The 25,164-nt window shown below is 69.4% G+C and carries 20 protein-coding genes; 12 read left to right on the top strand and 8 right to left on the bottom strand.

From position 1 onward, the window contains the following. Positions 1–20 precede the first annotated feature (20 nt). Entirely contained in the window at positions 21–767 is a 747-nt protein-coding gene (locus JSQ98_RS13020) for an IclR family transcriptional regulator (RefSeq protein ID WP_090146613.1), read from the bottom strand. After that, complete coding sequence (locus JSQ98_RS13015; RefSeq protein WP_211650050.1) at positions 764–2,446, bottom strand: hypothetical protein; 1,683 nt, start codon at positions 2,444–2,446, stop codon at positions 764–766. The genes JSQ98_RS13020 and JSQ98_RS13015 overlap by 4 nt, the downstream gene beginning before the upstream one ends. Before the next feature lie 119 nt (positions 2,447–2,565). On the opposite strand from JSQ98_RS13015, the gene JSQ98_RS13010 reads away from it, so the two are divergent. Together JSQ98_RS13010 and JSQ98_RS13005 are read left to right on the top strand one after the other, a co-directional pair. Further along, positions 2,566–4,020 (top strand): FAD-binding oxidoreductase, encoded by a 1,455-nt coding sequence (locus JSQ98_RS13010; protein WP_211650049.1) that lies wholly within the window; start codon positions 2,566–2,568, stop codon positions 4,018–4,020. Between the two features lie 22 nt (positions 4,021–4,042). Further along, the gene (locus JSQ98_RS13005; RefSeq protein ID WP_211650048.1) at positions 4,043–4,438 is read left to right on the top strand and encodes a RidA family protein; all 396 of its coding nucleotides are present in this window, start codon (positions 4,043–4,045) and stop codon (positions 4,436–4,438) included. Positions 4,439–4,515: 77 nt separating this feature from the next. On the opposite strand, the gene JSQ98_RS13000 is transcribed toward JSQ98_RS13005, so the two are convergent. Continuing rightward, complete coding sequence (locus JSQ98_RS13000) at positions 4,516–5,904, bottom strand: aspartate aminotransferase family protein (RefSeq protein ID WP_211650046.1); 1,389 nt, start codon at positions 5,902–5,904, stop codon at positions 4,516–4,518. A 13-nt stretch (positions 5,905–5,917) separates the two neighbouring features. After that, complete coding sequence (locus JSQ98_RS12995; RefSeq protein WP_211650044.1) at positions 5,918–7,402, bottom strand: CoA-acylating methylmalonate-semialdehyde dehydrogenase; 1,485 nt, start codon at positions 7,400–7,402, stop codon at positions 5,918–5,920. Positions 7,403–7,586: 184 nt separating this feature from the next. Here JSQ98_RS12995 and JSQ98_RS12990 point away from each other — a divergent pair, with 184 nt between their 5' ends. Beyond that, positions 7,587–9,281: a PucR family transcriptional regulator gene (locus JSQ98_RS12990; protein ID WP_211650042.1), complete on the top strand. Its 1,695-nt coding sequence runs from the start codon at positions 7,587–7,589 to the stop codon at positions 9,279–9,281. Between the two features lie 15 nt (positions 9,282–9,296). On the opposite strand, the gene JSQ98_RS12985 is transcribed toward JSQ98_RS12990, so the two are convergent. Next, the gene (locus tag JSQ98_RS12985) at positions 9,297–9,944 is read right to left on the bottom strand and encodes a Maf family protein (protein WP_211650040.1); all 648 of its coding nucleotides are present in this window, start codon (positions 9,942–9,944) and stop codon (positions 9,297–9,299) included. Between the two features lie 351 nt (positions 9,945–10,295). Here JSQ98_RS12985 and JSQ98_RS12980 point away from each other — a divergent pair, with 351 nt between their 5' ends. The 6 genes from JSQ98_RS12980 (at position 10,296) to JSQ98_RS12955 (ending at position 17,327) form a co-directional block, all read left to right on the top strand. Further along, a complete protein-coding gene (locus tag JSQ98_RS12980) occupies positions 10,296–10,568 on the top strand; it encodes a GlsB/YeaQ/YmgE family stress response membrane protein (RefSeq protein WP_090146600.1) in 273 nt (90 codons plus the stop codon). A gap of 71 nt (positions 10,569–10,639) precedes the next feature. Beyond that, positions 10,640–11,986, top strand: coding sequence for a class I SAM-dependent RNA methyltransferase (locus JSQ98_RS12975; protein WP_211650039.1), 1,347 nt, complete (start codon positions 10,640–10,642; stop codon positions 11,984–11,986). Between the two features lie 70 nt (positions 11,987–12,056). Beyond that, entirely contained in the window at positions 12,057–13,013 is a 957-nt protein-coding gene (locus JSQ98_RS12970) for a LysR family transcriptional regulator (protein WP_090146598.1), read from the top strand. Between the two features lie 89 nt (positions 13,014–13,102). Then, the gene (locus JSQ98_RS12965) at positions 13,103–14,533 is read left to right on the top strand and encodes an MFS transporter (RefSeq protein WP_090146597.1); all 1,431 of its coding nucleotides are present in this window, start codon (positions 13,103–13,105) and stop codon (positions 14,531–14,533) included. Beyond that, entirely contained in the window at positions 14,530–15,816 is a 1,287-nt protein-coding gene (locus JSQ98_RS12960; protein WP_200330157.1) for a M20 family metallo-hydrolase, read from the top strand. The genes JSQ98_RS12965 and JSQ98_RS12960 overlap by 4 nt, the downstream gene beginning before the upstream one ends. Before the next feature lie 17 nt (positions 15,817–15,833). Next, positions 15,834–17,327, top strand: a complete 1,494-nt coding sequence (locus tag JSQ98_RS12955) for an amidase (RefSeq protein ID WP_211650038.1) — start codon at positions 15,834–15,836, stop codon at positions 17,325–17,327. Positions 17,328–17,343: 16 nt separating this feature from the next. Here the strand turns inward: JSQ98_RS12955 and JSQ98_RS12950 are convergent, their stop codons facing one another. The 3 genes from JSQ98_RS12950 to JSQ98_RS12940 are packed head-to-tail and all read right to left on the bottom strand — an operon-like array spanning position 17,344 to position 19,717. Beyond that, positions 17,344–17,730: a cupredoxin domain-containing protein gene (locus JSQ98_RS12950; protein ID WP_211650037.1), complete on the bottom strand. Its 387-nt coding sequence runs from the start codon at positions 17,728–17,730 to the stop codon at positions 17,344–17,346. 12 nt (positions 17,731–17,742) lie between these two features. Next, the gene (locus tag JSQ98_RS12945) at positions 17,743–19,182 is read right to left on the bottom strand and encodes an NAD(P)H-quinone dehydrogenase (protein ID WP_090146593.1); all 1,440 of its coding nucleotides are present in this window, start codon (positions 19,180–19,182) and stop codon (positions 17,743–17,745) included. A gap of 49 nt (positions 19,183–19,231) precedes the next feature. Beyond that, entirely contained in the window at positions 19,232–19,717 is a 486-nt protein-coding gene (locus JSQ98_RS12940) for an SIP domain-containing protein (protein ID WP_090146592.1), read from the bottom strand. Between the two features lie 222 nt (positions 19,718–19,939). On the opposite strand from JSQ98_RS12940, the gene JSQ98_RS12935 reads away from it, so the two are divergent. The 3 genes from JSQ98_RS12935 (at position 19,940) to JSQ98_RS12925 (ending at position 25,074) form a co-directional block, all read left to right on the top strand. After that, positions 19,940–22,750 (top strand): aminotransferase class I/II-fold pyridoxal phosphate-dependent enzyme, encoded by a 2,811-nt coding sequence (locus tag JSQ98_RS12935; RefSeq protein ID WP_211650036.1) that lies wholly within the window; start codon positions 19,940–19,942, stop codon positions 22,748–22,750. 44 nt (positions 22,751–22,794) lie between these two features. Next, complete coding sequence (locus JSQ98_RS12930; protein ID WP_211650035.1) at positions 22,795–23,604, top strand: purine-nucleoside phosphorylase; 810 nt, start codon at positions 22,795–22,797, stop codon at positions 23,602–23,604. Between the two features lie 168 nt (positions 23,605–23,772). After that, complete coding sequence (locus tag JSQ98_RS12925) at positions 23,773–25,074, top strand: flavin monoamine oxidase family protein (RefSeq protein ID WP_211650034.1); 1,302 nt, start codon at positions 23,773–23,775, stop codon at positions 25,072–25,074. The last annotated feature ends 90 nt before the right edge of the window (positions 25,075–25,164 follow it).

Here is a 25,164-nt window from a genome sequence, read left to right as displayed (position 1 = left end):
TCTCCTTATTCGCTGCTCCGCTACGCGGCGAGGTCGTTGTTGATGCGCTTCGCAGCGCGCTGCATCGTCGTGATGAGGGTGTCGTCTGGCAGGATCCCCTGCTCCGTGATCACGCTCAGCGCCCCGACGCACGCACCGCCCTTCATGATGGGAACCGCTACGGCGGTGATGAGATCGCCGAGCCACTCGGAGTGCACGATCGCGTACCCCTGTCGTCTGACGCGCTCGTACACCGAATCGTCGAGCACTTCCGCCTCGCGGGCGACCGCCCGGTAGACGTCGTCCGAGAATCCGAGCAGCACCTGGCCGGAGGCGGACGACCTCGGGGAGACCCTGGCCTCGTACCCGCGCCTGATGAACTTCGCGCGGACCGGTTCGACGCGCTCGACGATCACCGGGCTGCTCTGCTCCATCACGGCGAATGAGACGGGGGCGCCGAGCTCGGCGACCGCCTCCTGCATGACGGGCAGCAGCACCGGCCTCAGCTCCTTCGCCGGGTTCACCTTCGTCGCGAGCTCGGCCACGTGCAGGCTCAGATGGTACATGGCGCTCTCATCTTGAAACGCCCATCCCGCCGCGACGGCCGTCTGCAGATACTGATGCGCGGCGGCGCGCGCCCACCCCATCCGCTCGGCGAAGACGGAGACCGTGGTCCCGTCCTCCGATTTGGAGAGCATGTCGATCGCGGCGAGCATCTTCATCCCCGTCTGCAGCACCGGAGTGCCGGCCTTCTGGCGTCCCTGCGTCTCGCCGGCCTCCGCGTTCATGCGCTGACCGCCCAACGCCAGTCACGTGCCTCGAGACCGAGATCTCTGCTGAAGTGGGCGTTCTCGAAGATCAGACCGCGGAGATTGCGCTGGTGCACGTCGCGGGTCTTATCGAGTCCGTAGCAGAACGCGTTGAAGAGCCGGATGATGTAGGCGGGCACGAATCGGTCGTCGCGCACGTCCATGTGCGGCGTCGCATAGGGCAGGTCGGCCGTCGCCTGCACGTAGCCGACGATCTGGCCGAGCTGCGGGTACCTCGCGAGGAATCGCCCGATCCGCTCGCTCGGTGCCGCGTCGCTCAGCGCGTGCTGCAACTCGCGAACGCCGCCGATCAGGTCGATCGCAAGATCGTTCGTGCGGTCGGGCACCTCCGCGACCGGGCCGCTGCGCGGTTCCTCCGAGTTGCGGGATTTGTACCAGATGCGGGAGCGATCTTCGTGCGGAGCGACCGCGAACTCCGAGACCCACGCGTAGCCGCGCGATATCTGCGCGGAGAGGTCGGCGACGGTGGCCGTCGGGTCGGCCTGCTTGCGCTCGTCGACGATGAGCGCGCGGGTCGCCTCGATCACCTGCTCGACGGGCGCGAGCTCGAGAAGGAGGGAATGGAACATCTCCTGCGCGTCCGGGGTCACGGTGGTCGGAATCGACCGCGACACTTCGCCGAGTGTCATGGCGATTCCGGCGGCATGCGCGCCCTCCGCTTTGCGCAGCATGCGTCGGATGAGGGCGAGATCGACCGCGACCGCCTCTCCCGACGGGAAGACGCCGTAGTCCGTGCGATCCTGCTCTTTGAAGGTGATCGCCTCGCGCAGCAGCTCGTCGACTCGTGCGAAGACGTCCGGGGTGATGCGCTGCTCGAGCACGTCGGCCAGCAGGCCCTCGTAGCCGCTGATCCACGCATTCACCAGCTGCGGACGATTCATCGTGAGGAGAACGAGCCCGAGCGCCGAACCGTTGCCGACCGCGAGGCTTCCCCGCGTCGTGACGTCCGCTTCGACAGACTCCGCACTGCGAGCGCGGGCGATGAGGTTCACCAGGTCGAGGGAGATCTCGCGCATCATGTACGCGGTGAAGAGCTGCGCGGAGTACGGGATCGCCAGCGGGTGCTCGGGGCCGTAGTTCTGGAAGTCCTTCGTGCCGAAGGTGCCGTTGCCGTCGAGTCCGGTGTTGCGCAGCAGGTACCCGACCTCGGCGATGCGGTCGACGTCGGGCTGCTGCCCCGCCGCCAGTGCTTCGACGACGTGATCGAATACGCGGATGCTGCGGTTGGCGCGGAACCAGACGAGCGTCTCGGGTGTCGCCCGCCCGGCGTAGAGCCGCGGAATCGCCGTGCGGGTGTCCTCCAGCTCGGCGTCGCTCACCTCTCCGTCGATGAGCGCTCCGACGATGTCCCAGCTCGAGCCGATGATGCGCGGGCTCCGGTCCACCATCTGGGGCTCTTCCGAGAACGCCACGACGTGCATCACGTGACCATCGGCTTCGATGCGGTAGAGCACGCGGCCGGAGCCGACGCGATCGATGTCGGCCGAGACGAGCTCGATGCGCCAGTGCTCCCGGATCATCTTCGCGTACAGACTGCGCGCCGCGCTCAAGCGGCCCGGCTGCAGCGCCCCCAGGCGGCGCGGGTTCATGACGATCTCGGCTGCGCGGCCACGGGTCTCGACCTGACGGTTCTTCATGCACTTCCTCGGGCTCGGTGGCTACTGTCTTGTATGAACAGACGCCATCTTGTTCTGCAATACGGGCGATGCTAGCATGCGATGCATCCGATGCCAAGGAGAACGGGGAGAAGCCGACGATGCACGCCACCGCAGCAGCTCATGCGGTGCTCGCGCGCCTGCTCGATGCGATCACCTCGCACGCGCCAGAGCTCGGCTCCCGTGCACGGATCGCCGCAACCATCGAGGAGCTCGGAGACGAGTCGCCGATCACGTCGGCGCCCGCCAGTCTCGTGGTCGAAGCCCGCTGCGCCGCAGAGGTCCAGACGGCGGTCGCCCTCGCCGCTCGGCACGGTCTTCCCGTGGTTCCACGGGGCGGCAGAACCGGGCTCGTCGGCGGCGCCGTCCCGGTCGTGCCACCCCTCGTGATCGACGTCTCCGGCATCCGCTCCATCCACGAGCTCGACATCGCCGGCCGCTACGCGCACCTCGGTCCGGGGCTCACCGTTGCAGAAGTCGGCGAGATGCTCGCACCGCACGGCATGTTCTACCCTCCCGACCCAGCAAGCGTCTCCCGAGCGACACTCGGGGGCACTGTGGCGACCAATGCGGGCGGCTTGCGGTGCGTGAAGTACGGGGTGACCGAGCGGTGGATCCGCTCACTCGACGTCGTGCTCGCAGACGGGCGGCTCGTCACTGTAGGGCATCGCGTCATCAAGGACGTCACCGGCCTGGACCTCACGCACCTCATGATCGGCTCGGAGGGCACGCTCGGCGTCATCGTCGGCGTCGGCATCACCTTCTGCCCGATCCCCGTCGAATCCCGCCTCGCGCTCGCAGCCCTCGGCTCGGCGAACGAAGCGATCGCCCTCGCGGGCCGCGTGCTCGACACCCTGACGCCGAGCATGTGCGAGCTGCTCGACGCGGGCGCGCTCCTGGCGCGAGACACCGGGCCCCTCTCACCGCTGCTCGGCCCGGTCTCGGAGTGGGGCGCCGACCCGACGCTGCTCATGATCGAGGTGGACGGCTCGGCCGTCGAAACGGAGCACGCAGCGCTCATGGACCTGCTCGCAGCCGCCGGCGCACGCACGCACACGGTGTCGCCGGACGATCTCGACGGCGTGCTCTCGGTGCGCCGCGGAGGATCAGCCGTGCGTTCCGCAGGCACCCCTCCGACGGCCGAGGCGCTCGTCAGCGCATCGGGCGCCCGGCCCGTTCTGCCGCAGGACGTCTCCGTGCCGCTCCCCCGCCTGGCGGAAGCCGTGGCCGGCATCCGCTCGATCGCCTCGGGGTTCGAACGCACCGGCAGCAGGATCGCAGCCCACCTCGGAGACGGGAACCTGCACGTACTGCTCGTCGACGAAGTCGGCGACGCGGATCACGACGAGGCGCGCGAGCGATTGCAGACGGCGATGGCAGCGATCGTCGACACGGTGCTGTCGCTCGGCGGCACCGTCTCCGGCGAGCACGGCATTGGCTCGCTGAAGCGCGCGTACGCAGCGCTCGACCTCGGCGAAGACGTCATGGAGATGCACCGCAGCATCAAACTGGCACTCGATCCGCACTCGCTCATGAATCCCGGAACCGCGTTCTGACATCCCACCAGCAAGGAGCATCGTGACCACAGCAGCAGCACCTCTCATCCGCATTCCCGAAGACACGGGGGCGGCGCTCTCCGCTCAAACGACGGTCATCGGGGATCTCGCCTTCACCACCGCGATTCCCGTCGACGCGAACGGGGAGGTCGCCGGGGACATCGACGCGCAGAGCCGGCGCGTACTCGCGCGCCTCGAGGCCAAGCTCGCCGCGGTCGGATCCGGGCTCGACCTCATCGCCCACCTCACCATCCACCTGTGCGACATCCCGGCGAACCGCGATGCGTTCAACGCCGTCTACCGAGAGATGATGCCGGAGGGCGCCCGCCCGGTGCGCTGCCTCGTGGGGGTCGCCGCGCTTGCACGGCCGGAGATGCTCGTCGAGGTCACCGCGATCGCGGCAGCGCGGGCTCGCTGAGCAGCGCGGCGCTACGAGAGCCCGCACGCAGCAGCGCCCGCCGCCCCGGTCGGGGCGGCGGGCGCTGCTGTTTCGAATTACTCGCCGACGTACCCGTCGGCCACGTTCAGCGCCTCGTCGATGATGTCGAGACCCTTCACGAGATCTTCCTCCGAGATGATCAGCGGAGGAGCCACCTGCAGTCGGTTGCCCGCCGCGAACGGCCAGAGACCAGCCTGCTTGCACGCCGCGACCACCGCGTTGAACGGAGCGGCCGCCTCACCCGCCGCGTTGAACGGGATGAGCGGTTCGCGGGTGTCGGGATCCTTCACCAGCTCGATCGCCCAGAACAGCCCGGTGCCGCGCACTTCACCGACCGAGGGATGCTTCTCCGCGATCTCGCGCAGGCGGGGCCCGACGACGCGCTCTCCGAGGTCGCGCACGCGCTCGAGAATGCCCTCATCCTCGAAGATGTCGAAGGTCGCGACGCCGGCAGCCGCGCCCAGCGGGTGTCCGCTGTAGGTGAGCCCGCCGGGGAACGGCTTCTGGTCGAAGGTCTGGTGCACGGCCTCCGAGATGACGACGCCGCCCAGCGGCACGTAGCCCGAGTTCACGCCCTTCGCGAAGGTCACGAGGTCGGGGTGCACGTCGAACGCCTGGAAGGCGAACCAGTGGCCCGTGCGACCGAAACCGGCCATGACCTCATCGGCGATGAGCAGGATGCCGAACTCGTCGCAGAGGGCGCGCACGCCCGCGAGGTAGCCGGGCGTCGGGATGAGGATGCCGTTCGTGCCGGTCACGCTCTCGAGGATGATCGCCGCGATGGTCGCGGGCCCCTCGAGCTCGATCGTCGCACGCAGGTGCGCGAGCGCCCGCTCCGTCTCCTGCTCCGGCGTCTCCGAGTAGAAGACCGATCGGTAGGGGTAGGGCCCGTGGAAGTGGACGACGCCGGCGTCGAGCGTGCCGTTCGCCCAGCGGCGCGGCTCGCCCGTCAGCGTGATCGCCGTCGACGTCGACCCGTGGTACGACCGGTACCGGGCGAGCACCTTCTGGCGCCCCGTGTGGTGGCGGGCCATGCGCACTGCGTACTCCACAGCATCAGCGCCGCCGTTGGTGAAGAACACCGACCGGGCGCCCTCGAAGGAGTGCTCGACGATGCGCTTGGCGAGCTCGCCGCGCACGTCGTTCGCCATGGCTGGCTGGATGGTCGCGAGGCGGCCGGCCTGATCCTGGATCGCCTTGACGAGCCCCGGGTGCTGGTGGCCGAGGTTCAGGTTGACGAGCTGCGACGAGAAGTCGAGGTATTCGGTGCCGTCGTAGTCCCAGAACCGGACGCCCTCGCCCTTCGCGATCGGCAGCGGGTTGATCGCGCCCTGCGCCGACCACGAGTGGAAGACGTACTGGCGATCGTTCTCGCGCACCTCGCGCTGCGCCTCGGTGTCGCCGAAGCTCTGCTCGGCGCCGTTGAGGTCGATGTAGTCGCTCATGAAGAACCGCTCCTTAGTGGTTGCTCGGGAAGCCGAGGTCGATCTTCGACTGGTCGGGGTTCGGCCAGCGCGTGGTGACGACCTTCGAGCGCGTGTAGAAGTTGATCGACTCGGGGCCGTAGATGTGCGAGTCGCCGAAGAGCGAGTCCTTCCAGCCGCCGAAGGAGAAGGCGCCGACGGGAACCGGAATCGGCACGTTGATGCCGACCATGCCGGCCTCGACCTCGAACTCGAACTGACGAGCGGCACCGCCGTCGCGGGTGAAGATCGCGGTGCCGTTGCCGAACTGGTGCGAGTTGATGAGCTCGAGGCCCTCCTCGTAGCTGTCGACGCGCACGATGGCGAGCACCGGCCCGAAGATCTCCTCGAGGTACACCTTGCTGTCGGTCTTGACGTGGTCGATCAGCGAGACGCCGGTGAAGAATCCGTCGCCCTCGAACTGCGCCTGACGGCCGTCGACGACGACGGTCGCCCCCTCGGCCTCTGCTCCGGCGACGTATCCCTCGACGCGCTCCTTGGCCTCGCGGGTGATGAGGGGTCCCATTTCAGATGCGGGATCCGTGCCGTTGCCGATCGTGAGGTTCGCGATGCGGCTGGTGAGCTCGGGGATGAGGCGATCCGCCACGTCGCCGACCGCGACGACGACCGAGACCGCCATGCAGCGCTCGCCGGCGGAACCGTACGCCGCGGAGATCGCGGCGTCTGCGGTGACGTTGATGTCCGCGTCGGGCATGACGAGCATGTGGTTCTTCGCACCGCCCAGCGCCTGCACGCGCTTGCCGTTGGCGGCTGCGCGCTCGTAGATGTACTTGGCGATGGGGGTGGAGCCCACGAAGGAGACGGCCTTCACGTCGCTGCTGTCGAGCAGGGTGTCGACCGCGACCTTGTCGCCGTGGACCACGTTGAGCACACCGTCCGGCAGGCCGGCCTCGCGGAAGAGATCCGCGATGAAGACCGAGGCCGAGGGGTCGCGCTCGGAGGGCTTCAGCACGACGGTGTTGCCGCAGGCGATGGCGCTCGCGATCATCCAGAGCGGCACCATGACCGGGAAGTTGAAGGGGGTGATCGCTGCGACGACGCCTACGGGCTGCTTGATGGAGTGCACGTCGACGCCGGTCGAGACCTGCTCGTCGCGCTCGCCCTTGAGCAGGTGGAGCAGCCCCGATGCGAACTCGACGTTCTCGAGGCCGCGCGCGATCTCGCCCGCAGCGTCCGAGAGCACCTTGCCGTGCTCGCTGGTGACGATCGCAGCCAGTTCCGGGGTGCGCTGCTTGAGCAGCTGACGCAGGTTGAAGAAGACGTCTGCGCGCTTCGTGAGGCTCGTCCGGCGCCACTTCGGCAGCGCTTCCTGCGCCGCTGCGATGGCCTGCTCGACGGTCTCGACCGACGCGATGCTCAGGTCGTGCTGCGCTTCACCCGTCGCCGGGTTGTACACCGGCTGGGTGCGCTCCGCGGTGTCGACCTTTTCGCCGCCGATGACGTGGGGGATGCGTGCCATGCGTTCGCCTGCTTTCTGCTGAGTGCACTCGCGTCCGCGTGTGCCGCTGTGTGAGTGATCACCGCGTTCCGGGCAATCTGTTCGGAATCCAGGACTCCGCCACGACCCAGTGTGACAGCACCGCTCATCGTGATCGACCGCATTCCATCCACGATTTCGCTCGCTCCCGTACAATCTGTTCGATATGACAGAGACACGGACGGACGCGACCCCGGTGACGGTCGCGGATGCGCTCGCGCTTCCCGAGCTGCAGGCCGGCGCCCCCGAGCTCGTCGCGGGCCGCGCAGGGCTCGATCGCTCGATTCGCTGGGCGCACGTCGTCGCCGGCGCCGGCGCCATCGCACTGCTGGAGGGCGGCGAGCTGATCCTCACGACCGGGGCCGGATGGCCGACGGATCACGACGCACTCGACGGTCTCGCCCGGTCGGTGGTCGCGGCCGACCCGGCAGCCGCCATCCTCGAACTCGGAGCCCACTTCGACGCCGCGCCGGCCGAGCTCGCGAGCGCGTGCGAGCGCCACGCCATCCCGCTGATCGTGCTGCGCCGCGAAGTGCGATTCGTGCAGATCACGCAGCGCGTGCATCAACGCGTGCTCGCGGCGCAGACGGAAGCGCTCGCGGCGCGCGCGGATGTGCACACGATGCTCACGGAGCTCGGCTTGAATCGCAGCCCGGTCGATTACGTCGTCGAGCGTCTCGCCGAGACCCTCGACGCTCCGGTCGTGCTCGAGGATTCCGCTGGCCGCGTGGTCGCCTGGGCCGGGGGCGAACTCCTCCCCCAGGCGGCGCTCGCCCCGTGGGCCGCGACGCGTCCGGACGCGCTGCCCGCGGGCGCCGATTCCGTCGCCGTCGAGGCGCAGGGAAAGCGGTGGGGCCGCCTCTCCGCACTCCCCGGACCGCCGCACGCAGCCGGTCGACGCACCGTGCTCGAACTCGGAGCGTTCGCGCTCGCGCTCGGCAAGCTCGCCGACCCCGACGGGGAGCAGTGGTTGCGATTGAGCTCCAAGCGCCTCTTCGACGCTCTCCTCAACGGTCGCTACCGCAGTGACACCGAACTCGCGACGCAGCTCGCGGCTGCCGGTCTCCCGATCGACGGGCGAGTGCTGCTCGGCGCGACTCTGCGCGGCACCGAGGATTTCGGCGGTCACTCCTCGCTCGAACGCGCCGTGCTCGAGACGGCGCTGCGACGCGCGGTCGCCCCGGAGGGCCGCGTGATCCTCGTCCCCGATCCGACCGACGACGCGGCGCCCTCTGCTGGTTCCCGCGCCTCCGCAGGCGAACACGATCGCACTCCGCTGCTCGCGCTCCTCTCGTTTCCCGCCGACGACCCCCGCATCTCAGCTGTCGCCGAGTCGGGATCCGCACCGCCGCTCGCCGTTCGGCTGGCGCGCGAACTCGACATGCTCATCCCTTCCCCGACGCCCCCGGGGTGGCGCGCGCACCTCGGTCTCGGCGCGTCCGGCCGAGGCGTCCGCTCGCTCATCACGTCGCTCGAACGCGTGCGGGCCGCCGGGCGTCTGAGACCGACGGCTGCGGCCGGCAGAGTCACCGTGCAGCAGGCCGAACGGCAGGCGCTCGCCTACCTCGTGCGCGGACTGTCGGCGACGCCGGAGGTGCAGGAGTTCGCCTCCGAAGCCCTCGGCCCCGTCATCGCGCATGATTCCGGCTCCGGGCCCGGGCACAGCGGCGATCTCCTGCTCGTGCTGCGGGCGTATCTCGCGCACCCGACGAATCGCTCGCTCGCCGCGCAGCGCGCGAGGTTATCGCGATCCGTCTTCTACCAGCGCCTCGCGCTCATCGAAGAGCTGCTCGGCGTCGATCTCGCCGACGGCACGACGATCGCGGCGCTCACCGTCGCGCTGCTCGCGCGCAGCGACTAACCGAGCGCGACCGCCTCAGTCGCGCCACAGGCCGGGGTATTCGTGCCCGAGTTCGATGACGAGCCGGCGCAGCGCCGGGAGCGAGAGCCCGATCACGCAGCTCGGAGCCCCTTCGATGCGCTCGATGAATGCTCCGGCGAGGCCGTCGATCGCGAAGCCGCCTGCGAGTTCGAGCGGTTCTCCCGTGGCGACATAGGCTTCGAGCTCGGCATCGGCGAGGTCGCTCGCGAGTGTCACCGTCGCCGTGTCGACTGCGCCGGCCGCGGCTCTCGTCGCCCCCGCGGTGCAGTCGATGAGCCAGTGCCCCGAATAGAGCACGCCGGTGCGTCCGCGATGCTGCTTCGACCGTGCGAGCGCGACTTCTGGCCGGTGCGGCTTCCCGAGGATCTCGTCGTCGAGCAAGAACATCGAATCGCCCCCGAGCACGAGGCCGTCGATCTCGCCCGTGCCGTCGGGCCCGTGACGGCGCACCACGTCCTCGGCCTTGAGCCGGCCCAGGTGCTCGGTGAGCTCGGGGGCCGTGAGCGCCCTGCCCAGTTCCGCCTCGCGGGCGGCGACCTCGGCCTCCTCATCGACGTCGGGGGCGAAGCACACCGGCTCGATGCCCGCGCCGCGGAGCACGGAGAGTCGGGCGGGTGAGGTGGACGCGAGATAGAGACGCATGCCCTGCAGTTTAGAGCTCGCGCCGGTTGCATCCGCGACGCGAGCCGTGGCCCGCCCGGTGGGCTCACCACCGCCGATGGCCGTCGCGTAGGGGATCGCCAAGGCGCCCTGCCAATTCCCGAGATACGCACTGTACACACTCAGATCCCCTGCATACACTGCGGAGAGAGGAAGGAATCGGCCGCTGGAAGCCCGAGGCGCCGCGTGGGAGCGGACCCGAGGGCTGATATACGTGCGCGCGCTACACCAGCACCTTCGGCGACGACAACCCCCTATTCGATGCGCCCGGAAACGACGTACCTTGTGCTCATGGGGATGCACCGTGCCTCCCCGTGAACGGAAGGAGTTCTCATGGGTTTCCTCGGATTTTTGCTGCTTGGGCTGATCGCAGGGGCTATCGCGAAGGCCATCCTGCCGGGTCGTCAGGGCGGCGGCTGGATTGCCACCCTTATCCTGGGCGTCATCGGCGCACTCGTCGGAGGCTGGCTCGGAAGCCTGCTCTTCGGCGCTGACCTCGGTGAGTTCTTCTCAATCGAGACCTGGCTGGTCGCAATCGGCGGCGCAATCGTCGTGCTGCTGATCTGGGGCCTGATCACCGGTCGCAAGGGCAACCGCGCGGCGTAATTCCGCCGCAGCATGGCGGCGCGCACGCGCCGCGGCACGAGGTCGGCCTCGCGCAATGGGAGAATGAAGGCATGACTGCATTGCACAGCTCAGCCCCGCTCGAACCCGGCGCAGAGGTCGACCTCGTCGTTACCGGCATCGCTCACGGCGGTGTCGGTGTCGCGCGTCATGAGGGTCGCGTCGTCTTCGTGGCTGACGCCATCCCGGGCGAACGCGTCCGGGCCCTCGTGACCGACGCGAAGAAGAAGTCGTTCGCTCGCGCGACGGCCGTGGAGGTGCTCGACGCCTCAGCCGATCGCCGTGAGCACATCTGGGCCGAAGCCTCGATCTCCCGAGCTCCAGAGGATCGCGCAGGCGGCGCGGAGTTCGGCCACATCTCGCTCGAACGCCAACGATCACTCAAAGCCGAAGTCCTCGCGGATGCGATGAGCCGCTTCGGCGGCGTCGAGTTCGCGACCGAGGGCGACGATGATCTGGCCAGCGCACTCGCCGAGATCGTCGAACCGCCCCCGTCGTTCATCGACGAAGAGACCGACGAACCAGAGGCCGATACGGGTCTCGGCTATCGCACGCGCGTGCGCTTGCACGTGGATCCCGAGACCGGGGCCGTCGGCCCGTACGCTGCACGCAGCCGTCGCGTGATCCCCGTCGAGTCCCTGCCGCTCGCCACCGACGGCGTCAACCAGATCGCGCCGCTCGCCGACCTCATGCCGGGCGTCGAGACCGTCGACCTCGTCGACCCGTCGGGCGACGATCCGCGCATGCTCCTCACGCTCAGCGGGGAGAGGCAGCGCTCCGGCGCGAGCGATCCGATCCACGAGTGGGTGGAGGATCGCGGATTCCTCGTGCGCGCCGGAGGGTTCTGGCAGGTGCACCGCGCGGCACCGGCGGTGCTCTTCACGGCCGTGCGCGATGCCGTCTCCGATCTCATCGCCGACGGTCGATTCGAGCCGGGAGCCGGCAACCTCGACCTGTACGGCGGTGCGGGGCTGCTCGCCGCTGCCGTTGCCGAGGCCGCTGGAACCGGTGTGAAGATCGCAACGGTCGAGTCGGATGCCGCCGCGACCGAGGATGCTGCAGAGAATCTGTCATCCCTCGTCGGCGCACTCGCGCACACGGCCAGGGTCGATCGGCACCTCGCGGACCTGCTGAAGGCGTCAGCACCGGTGCGAGATCGCCTGCGGCGCGGAACCGTCGTGCTCGACCCGCCCCGCTCCGGCGCGGGCAACGGCGTGACCGCACAGCTCGTCGAACTCTCACCGATGAACATCGTCTACGTGGCCTGCGACCCCGTGTCCCTCGCCCGCGACACGAGATCTTTGCGCGACGCCGGCTACGAACTGACCGGACTCCGGGCCTTCGACATCTTCCCGCACACGCATCACTTCGAGTCGCTGGCGGTCTTCCAGCGAGCCTGACCGCCGTCGCGCACCCGAGCGTCCGCTCGACCGCAACCGCGCTGAAATCGTTCGCTGCGATCATGGGAACATGACAACGGCGTTCACACTGGTGCAGCTCTCCTATTTCAGCGCGGTCGCGCGCCTCGAGAACATGACGGCGGCGGCCTCCGAGCTGAGCGTGACGCAGTCGACGCTGTCGAGCGCCATCTCGCAGCTCGAGCGCGAGCTCGCCGTCGAGCTCTTCACGCGCGACCGAGGGCGCGGGCTGCAGCTGACGCCGGCCGGGCGGGCGCTGCTCGCTCGCGGCCCCGCCCTCCTCGAGGAAGCCGAGATGCTCGCGACGTCCGTGCGTTCGGCGAGCGAAGCGCTCTCCGGCGAGCTGACGGTCGGCATCTACGCTCCGCTCGCCCCGTTTCGAGCCCCCGAGATTCTCGACCGGTTCGAGGCCGCGTACCCCGAAGTGCAGCTCACCTTCTTCGAGGGCGACCAGGGCAGCCTGCAGGAGGCGCTGCACGACGGCCGCTGCGAGGTGGCGCTGATGTACGACCTCGGCGTGGACGACCGATTCGCGCGCACCGTCATCGACCGTGTGCCGCCGCACGTCATCGTGCCCGAAGCGCGAGCGCAGGCGCTCGCGGGGCGATCCGTCGTTAGCCTGCGCGAGTTCGCCGCAGATCCCTTCATCCTCCTCAATCTGCCGCACACCGGCGACTACTACCTGCGCCTCTTCAGGCAGCTCGGCCTCGAACCGCGCATCAGGCACGTCTCGCTCGGATACGAAACCGTGCGCTCGTACGTCGCCCGCGGTCACGGGTACTCGATCCTGAACCAGTGGCTCGACCAGAGCCTGACGTACTCGGGCAAACGCGTCGTCCCGCTCCGGCTCTCCGACGAGTTTCCTCCCACCGAAGTCTCGCTGGTGCAGCGACGCGACATCTCCTCGACGCGCAAGGCCCAGGCCTTCATCGAAGTGTGCCGGGATATCTACCAGGGTCGTGCGCAGACATCGACTCCGTCGATCGGCGGCAACGAAACTTCCCATTAGACGCGGCTTGCTCGGTCTTCGAGGATTGGGGCACCCGGTCACCCACACTGCGGCGAACTGACCCGGCCGGGACATCCATGGAGGACGCAATGACGCTGAATTCCGACCCAGCACGCCCCGTCGCGACCGAGCGCGCATCAGAACACGCCACCGCCCTGCCCCCGACCGACCCGGTCAATCTGCCGACCGGCCCCCTTCCCGTCGCGGAACGCCGGCAGCTCGACAAGAAGCGCCTCCGCGTGCTGCTCGCCGGCAGCGTCGGCCAGTTCATCGAGTTCTACGATTTCAGTCTCTACGGCCTGTCCGCGCTCACGCTCGCGACCCTGTTCTTCCCGAGCGACAACCCCGCCGTCGGCCTGCTCTCGACGTTCGCGGCCTTCGGGGTCGCGTTCTTCATCCGCCCGCTCGGCGGCCTGTTCTTCGGAGCCATCGGTGATCGCTACGGACGACGCCCGGTGCTCTACATCACCCTGCTGACCATCGGCGTCGCCACCGCCGGCATCGGCCTCCTGCCCACCTACGCGCAGATCGGTGTCGCCGCGCCGATCCTGCTCGTACTCTGCCGACTGCTGCAGGGGTTCTCGGCGGGCGGCGAATCGGTCGGTGCGCCAGCGTTCGTCTTCGAGCACGCCCCGAAGCATCGCCGCGGGCTGTGGCTCAACATCACCCTCGCAGCGACCGCGCTGCCCTCCGTCATCGGCGGGGCGCTGATCTTGACCCTGTCGCAGAGCCTGCCGGCCGACGCGTTCGAAGGATGGGGCTGGCGAGTGCCGTTCCTGCTCGCGCTGCCGCTCGCGGCGTTCGGGCTCTGGATCCGGTCGCGCACGGACGAGTCGGAGGCGTTCAAAGAGGTGCAGGCCGAGCAGCAGCAGAGCGAGGAACGACTGACTCCCATCCGCGACGCGTTCCGCGAGAACTGGCTGAAGATGCTCCAGGTCATCATGGTCATGGGCCTCACCGCGATGGGGTTCTACTTCCTCTCCGGCTACTTCGTCTCGTACGTGCAGACGGCCGGCGACCTCTCTCGCGAGAGCTCGTTGCTCGCCAATGCCGCTGCGATGCTGCTCTACGCGCTGCTCCTTCCGGTGGGCGGGATCATCGGCGACCGCGTCGGCCGCAAGCCGATGCTGATCGCCGGAGCCGCCATCATCGCCGTGATCGCCGTGCCTGCGTTCATGCTCGTGACGTCAGGATCACTGCCCCTCGCGATTCTCGGCCAGTTCCTGTTCGTCGGCGCCGTCTGCGTCTACGGCGGCGGGTGCTACACCTTCTTCGTCGAGATCTTCACGACCCGCACGCGCTTCACGTCGGCGGCCGTGAGCTACAACGTCGGCTACGCCATCTTCGGCGGCACCGCGCCGTTCATCGGCACGTGGCTGGTCGAGACCACCGGATTCGGCGCGAGCCCTGGCATCTACATGGCGGCGGCCGCCGCCATCGTGTTCCTCGTGCTCGTGCTCACACGAATTCCCGAAACCCACCCGCTGAAGCGGAAGCCCGCGACAGGAGTTGCCCGATGACCGACACCGCGTTCCTCGAAGATTTTCACGCCGTTTCCCGGATCGGCGCGACGCCGGCGAACGGCGTCGACCGCCAAGCCGCGACCCCCGCCGACCGCGAGACCCGCGAGTGGTTCCGCGCCTTCGCCGAGCGCCGCGGCTGGGAGACCCGCGTCGACGGCATCGGCAACCAGTTCGCGCTCGTCGAGCTCGTCCCCGGAGCGCCCTACGTGCTCCTGGGGTCGCACCTCGACTCCCAGCCCCTCGGAGGCCGGTTCGACGGCGCGTACGGCGTCATCGCGGGCCTGCACGCAGCGGCGCGGATCGCGGACCGGGCCGCAGCCTCCCCGGCAGCCGGTTCCACCGGCCCCGCTTACAACGTCGCCGTGGTCAACTGGTTCAACGAAGAAGGCGGACGTTTCGCCCCGTCCATCATGGGGAGCTCCGTCTTCGCCGGCATCAAGCGCGAAGACGAGATGCTCGAGGTGCGGGATCTCGGGGGCACGTCGGTGCGCGAGGCGCTCGCCGGCATCGGCTACCTCGGCACCGATGCGCGACCAGAGATCGCATCGTACGCGGAGATCCACATCGAGCAGGGCCGCATTCTCGAGCGCGACGGCATTCCCATCGGAGCGGTGGATCGCAGCTGGTACACGCAGAAGCTCGACGTCGAAGTGCTCGGAGAGCAGTCGCACACCGGTGCGACCGCCATGGCGGATCGACACGATGCGCTGCTGGGGGCCGCGAAGGTGATCGCCAAAGTGCACGAGGTCACCGAGCACTTCGAGCCGGAAACCCTCGTGTCCTCGGTGGGGCAATTGACTCTGGAGCCGAACTCCCCCATCGTCGTGGCCCGCCGAGTGCACCTGGTCGCCGACCTCCGAGCCGACGACGCCGACGTGGTGCTCGCCGCACGCGACCGTCTGCTCGCCGACATCGCCGATATCGCCGACGCCTACGGTCTGAGGATCACCGCCCGCGACTTCGATGTGCGCGACAACCAGCACTACCCGGAATCCGGCCTGGCACTCGCCGAAGCCGCCGCCGCCGAACTCGGGCTCGGCGCCCGCCGCATCCGCACCATGGCCGGGCACGACTCGGTCGCGATGAACCGCATCGCACCGACGGTGATGCTCTTCATCCCATCGGTCGACGGCGTCAGCCACTGCGAGCGCGAGTACACCCGGGACGAAGACATGATCGACGGCGTCGCAATGCTGGCCGAGGTCGGCTGGCGACTGGTGCACGGAGCGCTGCAGGCGGAGCTCGTCGCGGCCCCGGCCTCCGCGCCTGCGAACGCGTGAGTGGACGGAGCACGACCATGGCACCGACCGCTCTCGGCCGAGATCTCGATCTCGCATACATCGACGCGCACACCGCGAGGCGACGCTTCATCAGCGGCGACCTCACGCCGAGCGAGCTGCTCGAGGCGACGCTCGCCCGCATCGAGGAGGTGAACGGCGACGCGACGCACGGCGGCGTCAACGCCTTCACCGAGGTGCTCGCCGACTCCGCGCGGAAGGCGGCGCGAGCGGCTGACGCGGCGTACGCGGCCGCGGCGCCGGGCGAGGCGCTCCCCCCGCTCCTCGGGGTTCCCGTCGCCACGAAGGAGAAGCACGGGATCGCGGGACGCTCCCTCGTGCAGGGCCTCGAAGCGTGCCGCGGCGCCGTCGCCGACGCGCACCACCCCGTGGTTGAGCGGATCCTCGCCGCGGGAGGCGTGATCCACGGTCGCACGACCTCGCCCGAGTTCTCATGCGCGACCACGACGCACTCGCCCATGTGGGGCGTGACGCGCAACCCGTGGAACCTCGATGCCACTCCCGGCGGTTCGTCTGGTGGCGCCGGAGCGGCGCTCGCCGCCGGCATGGCGGTGCTCGCCACTGCCTCCGACATCGCGGGGAGCACCCGCATCCCGGCAGGGTTCACGGGCACCGTCGGATACAAGGCCCCGTACGGCCGCATTCCCGCGATCCCACCGCTCTCCGCCGATTGGTACCGCGGCGACGGGCCCATGGCCCGCACGGTGGCCGACGCTGCGTTGCTCGCCGAGGTGATGAGCGGCCGCCACATCGCCGACCACGGCTCCTGGGGGCGCCAGGGCGATGGCGAGCTCATCGCAGCACTCCGGGGCGCCGAGGGCGCCCGCGGGCTGCGCGTGGGGCTCTCGCTGACGCTGGGCGACTATCCGGTCGCTCCCTCGGTCCGGGTGCAGACACTGCGCGCAGCCCGGGCCTTGGAAGCTGCGGGCGCCGACGTCGTCGAGGTCGCGCTGCCCTGGTCCACCGAACGGTTGCGCCGCACGGCGTTCGTTCACTTCGGCCACATTCTCGGGCCGGCGATGGCGCAGCTCACCGCGGGTACCGAATCACGACTCGCCGCGTACACTCGCCGGTTCATCGCCGACGCGGAGCGGGCCGCGGCCGGGGTGAGCCTGCCCGACTCGCTCGCGCTCGACGCGGCGGTGCAGGCCGAACTCGCCGCGGCCATGCACGGCCTCGACGTGCTGCTGACCCCGACGCAGGCCGTGGAGATGCTCGACGCCGACGGCGATTACCTCGACGGCATCGACGTCCCCGATGGCGATGGCTCCACCCGGCACCTCGAGCACTACTGGGAGGCGCACCTCACCAGCCCGTTCAACATTGCGAACCGGGTGCCCGTGCTCTCCGTACCCGCAGGAGTCTCGCCGTCGGGAGTGCCGATCGGCGTGCAGATCGTCGGCCACCCATTCGCCGAGGCGTCGGTGTTCCGAGCAGGGTCGGCGATCGCGGAGCTCGTCACGATGCCCCCCTACCCGCGGGCGATCGGGTGACCCCCGGCTCCCGCCCCTACGGCGCGACGACCCGGACGACGCCCTGCATCTCGGGGTGAATCGAGCAGAGGTAGGCGTACTCGCCCTCCTCAGAGAACTGGTGCGTGTAGCTGCCCTCGACGAGGAGCTCGCTCACGAAACTGCGATCCTCAGCGACGACATCGTGCTCGTTCGGCCCGACGAACTCCCACCGCACCGCCTGACCCGGGGCGATCTCGACCTCGGCCGGCTCGTACCGGTTGTCAGAGACCGTGACGGTCACCTCGGCCTGCACGTCGTCATCCGAGGCCACCGGCTCCGGCGAACCCACCGGAGCGCACGCGGCGAGCAGCACGGCGGCGGCCCCGCCGAGAACCCCCGCGGCCCCGCTCAGCAGGCGTCGCCGTGAGATATCGTGCGTCATGGCGCGCCCCGATCAGTGCTGGTGCAGCGCGCGGGCCGCATCGGTGATCGCGCCGGTCATCGACGGGTAGACGGCGAAGGCCGAGGCCACCTGATCGACGGTGAGCCGGTGCTCGACGGCGAGCGCGAGCGGGAAGATCAGCTCGCTGGCGCGGTGAGCGACGACCACCCCGCCGATGACGGTGCCAGACGCCTTCCACGCGAACAGCTTCACGAAGCCGTCGGTGAACCCGATCATCTTCGCCCGCGGGTTCACGCTCAGGGGAATGGTGTGCGAGATGGCTTTTGCGACATCGGATGCCTCGGCGAGCGAATTCTCATTCCACCCGACCGTCGCGATCTCGGGATAGGTGAAGACGTTCGCGGCGACGTTGCGCAGATCGATGGGGCGCACGAAGTCGCCCAGCGCGTGCATGATCGCCGTGCGACCCTGCATCGACGCGACCGACGCGAGCGGGAAGAAGTCGGTGCAGTCGCCCGCCGCGTAGATCGAGGGCACGTTCGTGCGCGCGACCTTGTTCACACGGATGTGACCGCTGTCGGTCAACGAGACGCCAGCCTCGGCGAGGCCGAGACCCGCAGTGTTCGGGATCGAGCCGACCGCCATGAGGCAGTGCGTCGCCTCGATGGTGCGCCCGTCTTCGAGTTCGACGAGCACGCCGTTCTCGGTGCGGGTGACGGAGGTGGCGCGCGACTTCGACATCACCTGCATGCCCAGCCGGGTGAACTCGCGCTCGATCACGCCCGCGGCGTCGCGGTCCTCGCCGGGAAGCACCTGATCGCGGCTCGAGACGAGCGTCACCTCCGAACCGAGGGTGCGGTAGGCGTTCGCGAACTCGGCGCCGGTCACACCCGAGCCGACCACGACGAGGTGCTCGGGCACGCTCGGCAGATCGTAGAGCTGCTTCCACGTCAGAATGCGCTCGCCGTCCGGCTTCGCCGAATCGAGTTCGCGCGGGCTCGAGCCGACGGAGACGACGATGGTGTCGGCCTCGATGCGATCGAAATCAGTGCCGCCCCCGCCCGCAGCCGTCGAGATCACGACGGCGTTCGGGCCGTCGAGACGCCCCTCGCCCTGCACCACGCGCACGCCGGCGTCTTCGAGCGAGCGCAGCATGTCGACTGATTGCGCCCCGGCCATGGCGAGGAGACGCTTGTTGACCGCCGCGAGATTGACGGCGATCTCCGGGCGGACCGGCTTTCCGTCGCCACCGGGGACGAACGCCTGCACGCCGAGCTTGCCGGAGTCGCGCACGCTCTGCGCCGCGCTCGCGGTGGCGATGAGGCTCTTCGACGGGACGACATCGGTGAGCACCGCAGCTCCGCCGACACCGGCTCGCTCGATCAGGATCACTTCCGCCCCGAGCTGGGCTCCGGCGAGTGCCGCTTCATAGCCCCCGGGGCCTCCGCCGACTATCGCGATCCGATGCTTACGTTCATTCGCTTTCGCCATAGTGCAAGTCTACGCAGCCGCGCGGCACGGGGCCGCCGATCAACCGGGGCTACTCGCCGCGCTGGCACTCCGAACGGCATTCGCGCTCGCAGTAGCCGGGCCAGCGCTTCTCGAGCCTACGATCCAGTCCCATCCAGTAGGTCTGCATGACGGAGCTCGTGCGGGCGCCCATCCACAGCTGGATGTTGCGCACGGCCTCTCCATCGGCCCACAGCCACTCGTCGAACCAGGCATCCACCGCGCCCGCGAGCGCCTCGCCGCGTCGTCGGCCGAGCCCGGGCCGGGTGCTCTGCTCGCGCTGCTCGCGGCACAACCAGGTCACGCCGACATTCGGCGGCGCCGGGAGATCCTCGATCTGGATCTCGGAGAAGACCTCGACGAACACGCGCCCGTACGCCGTCTCGGGAAGGCCGCGCAGCCACTCGCCGAGCTGCGGCAGGTCAGATGCATCCCCCGCTGCCAGTACGCAGTCGATGCCCTCGGGATCGACGACCGAGACCGCCTCGGGGAAATCGAATGGTTCGGAGATGTTCACGTCTTCATCTTAGGGCGTCCTAACCTTGATCGGAAGATCTCACAGCGAATTCGACGCCCCGCGACGAGCGCACCCGGCGGTGGTCATCGCGAGTCACGTGGCCGACCGCGCATGAGCGTTCGTTTAGGATCGACAGTTGCGAGCCTGCACGCGCGAAGGGATCACATCCGCCGCATGCGCACGCGCCGTCACCATACGCTGAAGTTGGAAGGACCGCCACACATGACGAGGATCGACTCCTCCCCAGCAACCGCGTTCGACGGCATCACGGGCAGGGATTCGATCGGAGGCGGCATCCCGATTCCGACGCTCCGCTCGCGCACCGCCTACGCCCCCGCCGCCCTCGAACGAGACCCGGGGATGCCGGCATCGTCGTGGCGGTTGCGGAGCGACGCGTGGGAGTACCTCCGCTTCGCAGTGAAACGGCTCGCCACAGAGTCCGACACCGCCGACGCACTCGCCGCCGACGGGGAGGTGCACCGCAACCTGCGCGCACTCGAAACGATCGAGCTCTACTGGGCGGGGTTCGGTCAACGCTACGTCGCGGCGATCGGGGAACTCCTCGAAGCCGGGGACTACCGCACGGCGCTCGACCGCATCGGACGCGTGGTGAACCGGCTGCGGCACGACACCGTGCCCGACGAGCCCCGCGACGAGTTCCTCGACGAGCAGGAGCGCGCAGAATTCACCATCGACTCCGACCCGAGGCCGCGGTTCGAGGTGCTCGTCGTCGATGAGACGACGAGCCAGGATCGAGACGGTCTGCGCACGGAGGCGCTGCGCCTGCGCGGCCCGGCCGACGACTTCGTCTACGACTACGTCGTCGTGCCCTCTGCCGACGACGCCGTCGCGGCCGTGCTCACCAACCCGAACATCCTCGCCTGCGTCGTGCGCCCCGGGTTCAGCGAGCACACCCGGCAGAAGCTGAGCCGAGATCTGCAGGAGGCGATCCGCCTCGCCCGCGCCGAGGTCGTGCCGGGCGCCGCGCCGGCGCGGAGCTCGCTCGCCTCGGTGCAGCGCGTGCTGGGTCTCGCCGATACGCTCGCCGCGATCCGCCCCGAACTCGACCTCTACCTGATCGCCGGAGCCCACATCGAAGATCTCGCCGGCGCGCTCACCCGGCGCTTCCGCCGCGTGTTTCGGCGGGAGGATCAGCTCGAGCTCCATCTGACGCTGCTGCGGCGCGTCTCCCATCTCTACGACACCCCGTTCTTCTCGGCCATCCAGGACCACGCACGGCGCCCCGTCGGCGTCTTCCACGCCCTGCCCGTCGCCCGCGGCGGCTCGGTCGTCGGGTCGAAGTGGATCCGCGACCTCGCGGACTTCTACGGCCTGAACCTGCTGCTCGCCGAGACGTCGGCCACGTCGGGCGGACTCGACTCGCTGCTCGCCCCGACCGGTGCGATCAAGAAGGCGCAGGACCTCGCCGCCCGCGCGTACGGGGCGAAGCACACCTTCTTCGTGACGAACGGCACCTCGACCGCGAACAAGATCGTGCACCAGGCCCTCATGGCCCCGAACGACGTCGTGCTCGTGGACCGCAACTGCCACAAGTCGCACCACCACGCCGTGATGCTGACCGGCGCGCGCCCCGCATATCTCGAGGCCTACCCCCTGAACGATTTCGCCTTCTACGGCGCGGTGCCCATCGACCGGATCAAGCAGCTCCTGCTCGACTACCGCGCCCAGGGCCGCCTCGACGAGGTCCGCATGATCACGCTCACCAACTGCACCTTCGACGGCATCGTGTACGACCCCGAGCGCGTAATGGCCGAATGCCTCGCGATCAAACCCGATCTCGTGTTCCTGTGGGACGAGGCCTGGTTCGCCTTCGCCGCGTTCCACCCCGTGACCCGGCGGCGCACCGCGATGGCGGCAGCGAAACGCCTCGAGCAGCAGCTCGGCACCTCGGCGCACGCCGCCGCATATCGCGCCCAGCGGGAACGGCTGTTCCCCTCGGGCGGCGAGACCCCCGGCTCCCCCGCCGCCGACGACGTCTGGCTCGCGGAGCGCCTGATCCCCGCGCCCGACGCGCGCATCCGCGTGTACGCGACGCAGTCGACGCACAAGACCCTGACCGCCCTCCGGCAGGGATCGATGATCCACGTCTACGACCAGGACTGGGTGCGCGACGCCGAGGAGGCGTTCCACGAGGCGTACATGACGCACACGTCGACGTCGCCGAACTATCAGATCCTCGCATCGCTCGACATCGGGCGTCGGCAGGTTGAGCTCGAAGGGTTCGAGCTCGTGCAGCGCCAGCTCGATCTCGCGACCAGCCTGTCTCAGGCGATCGCTCGGCACCCGCTGCTGCGCCGCACCTTCCGGGTGCTCACCGCGCACGACCTCGTGCCAGCAGCCAACCGCGATGCCGGGCGCCCGATGCCGCTGCGCGACGGGCTCGCATCGATGTGGCAGGCATGGGCGACCGACGAGTTCGTCGTCGATCCGTCGCGCATCACCATCGAGATCAGCCGCACCGGCGTCGATGGCGACACCTTCAAGCACGAGCACCTCATGGACCGATACGGCATCCAGGTCAACAAGACGAGCCGCAACACGGTGCTGTTCATGACGAACATCGGCACCTCCCGCAGCGCGATCGCCTACCTCATCGAAGTGCTCGTGAAGCTCGCCGAGCGCTTCGAAGAGGCCAGGGCGCAGGAGGATCCCGACGTTCTCGTCGCCGAAGAGACGCTGATGCCGCCGCTGCCCGATTTCAGCGCGTTCTCGCAGCGCTACGCCACCGACGGGGTGCTGCCCGACGGCGACATGCGCGCAGCGTTCTTCCGGGGGCAGCAGCGCGGTGCCGTCGAGCACGTCTCCCCCGCCGAGCTCGCCGAGCGGGTCGGGCGAGGCGAGCAGCCCGTCTCGGCCGGATTCGTCACGCCGTACCCGCCCGGCTTTCCCGTGCTCGTCCCCGGTCAGGTCATCTCTGCCGAGGTGCTCGATTTCATGGCCGTGCTCGATACGCGTGAGATCCACGGCTACGACGCCCGACGCGGGTACCGCGTCCTCCGCCCGGAAGCGTGAACGGCGTCGGCGGCCGAGTGCTCGGGCGCTCTAAGCTGGAGCGCATGAGCGCCGCACCGTCCGACACCCCCGCCGCCCTGGCCGCTGAAGCCGCCTCCGCCATCGCCCGGTTGACCGGCGTGGAACGGCACGACATCGCCCTGACTCTCGGCAGCGGGTGGGGCAAAGCCGCCGATGTGATCGGGGAGACCGTCGCGGTCGTGCCCGCGGAGGAGGTGCCCGGCTTCCACGTCTCCGGCGTGCCCGGCCACTCGGGCACGCTCAGGTCCATCCGGCTCGCGAGCGGCAAGCACGCCCTGATCATCGGTGCGCGCACCCACTACTACGAGGGGCGCGGCGTCCGCACCGTCGTGCACGGCGTCCGCACCGCGGCCGCGGCGGGGGCCGAGATCATGATCCTGACCAACGGCGCCGGCGGCGTCGATCCCGCGTTCCGCGCGGGCGAGCCCGTCCTCATCAGCGACCACCTCAACCTCACCGCCGTCTCCCCCGTCGAGGGCGCGAACTTCGTCGACCTCACCGACCTCTACGCGTCGCGCTTGCGAGACATCGCCCGGTCCGTCGAGCCGGGCCTGCAGCAGGGGGTGTACGTGCAGCTTCCCGGGCCGCACTACGAGACGCCGGCCGAGATCCGCTACCTGCGCACGATCGGCGGTCAGATCGTCGGCATGTCGACCGCGCTCGAGGCGATCGCCGCCCGCGAGGCGGGGATGCAGGTGCTCGGGTTCTCGCTCATCACGAACCCGGCCGCCGGCATGGGGGATCCGCTGAGCCACGCCGAGGTGCTCGCCGAGGGCAGGTCCGCCGAGCCCCGCCTCGCCGATCTGCTCACACGCGTCGTCGCGGAGCTGTAGGCGCGCCGCCCGCTGCGCGCAGCTCAGCGGGCCGCCACTCACTTCAGCGGGGTCACTCTTCGTGCGTGTCGGACGCGCGACACGCACGAAGAGTGACCCCGCTCGCATGAGGCCGCGGCAGCTCGAGCGCCGCTAGGATCGGGGCAACGAGCACTCGAGGAGGAGCGCATGGAGTCGGTCGACGTCGTCGTCATCGGAGCGGGGTTCGCGGGGCTGATCGCGGCAAGAGAGCTGAGCACCGCCGGGCTGAGCGTGGTGGTGCTCGAGGCACGTGACCGCGTGGGCGGGCGCACCTGGACGGATCACCGCTTCGGGCACGATCTCGAGCTCGGCGGCACCTGGGTGCACTGGGTGCAGCCGCACACGTGGGCCGAGATGACCCGCTACGGGCGCGACATCGAGCGCAGCCCCAGCGCCGAGGAGGCGTTCTGGCTCGGAGCCGACGGCGTCTCCCGAACGGGCTCCATCGCCGAGTTCATGGCACTCATCGACGATGGGCAGCAGGGCATCATCGACGATGCGCGAGAGGCGATCCCGCGCGGCGTCGATCCGACGACGGGCCGCATCGCGCAGCTCGACAGCCTCACGGTGCAGGATCGCATCGACTCCCTCGACCTCACGCCGGAGGCACGGGCGGCGAACGAATCGGTGTGGGTCGGGCACGTCAACGCCCCGCTCGATCAGGTGGGCCTGTCGAGCGCTCTGCGCTGGGTCGCAGCCACGGGCGGGCACTGGCAGCTCATGCACGAGGCGTCGGCGACCTACCGCGTCGTCGGCGGCATGAGCGCATTCACCGCCGCGATCGCCGCAGACGTGCGCGGCGAGATCCGGTTCGGCGCCACCGTTGCCGCGGTGGAGAGCGATGCCGACGGGGCGAGCGTCGAGCTGGTGGACGCCTCGCGGATCCGCGCTCGTCGCATCGTCTCCACGCTTCCGGCGAATGCCATCTCGACGATCGATTTCCGCCCACCGCTGCCCGATGCGTGGCAGCGGCTCTCGGCAGAGCGCGTCGCTTCGCAGGGCACGAAGGCGTGGATCCGGGCACGCGGCCACGTCACGCGGTTCTTCGCGTACGCGAGTCAGCACGACCCGCTCTCGGTGCTCAAAGCCGAGTACTACGGCGCAGACGCAGACGGCGACTACACGCTACTCGTGGGATTCGGCCCGGATCACACGCGACTCGACCTCGACGACGTCGCCGCCGTTCAGGCCGCCGTCGACGTCTTGCGGCCAGGCATCGAGGTGACCGGCGCGACCGGGCACGACTGGATGGCCGATCCGCTCTCGCAGAACACGTGGATGACGCATCGCCCGGGGCAGCTCACCCGGGACCTCATCGAGTTGCAGCGACCGCACGGCGCCGTGCACTTCGCGACGACCGACAACGCGAATCTGTGGGGCGGCTTCGTCGACGGCGCGATCGAGAGCGCCTTGCGTGAGTCGAGGCGCATCCGGGCGGATCTCGCCTAGCCCCGACGCCCGCAGCACCCCGAAAACCGCAGCGGGGTCACTCTTCGTGCGTGTCATGGACGCGACACGCACGAAGAGCGACCCCGCTCG

Source organism: Leucobacter manosquensis, assembly GCF_018304845.1.
In the GTDB taxonomy this organism is placed as follows: domain Bacteria; phylum Actinomycetota; class Actinomycetes; order Actinomycetales; family Microbacteriaceae; genus Leucobacter; species Leucobacter alluvii.
Note: the sequence above shows the minus strand (reverse complement) of the source record. Positions and strands in the feature narration are given on the sequence as shown.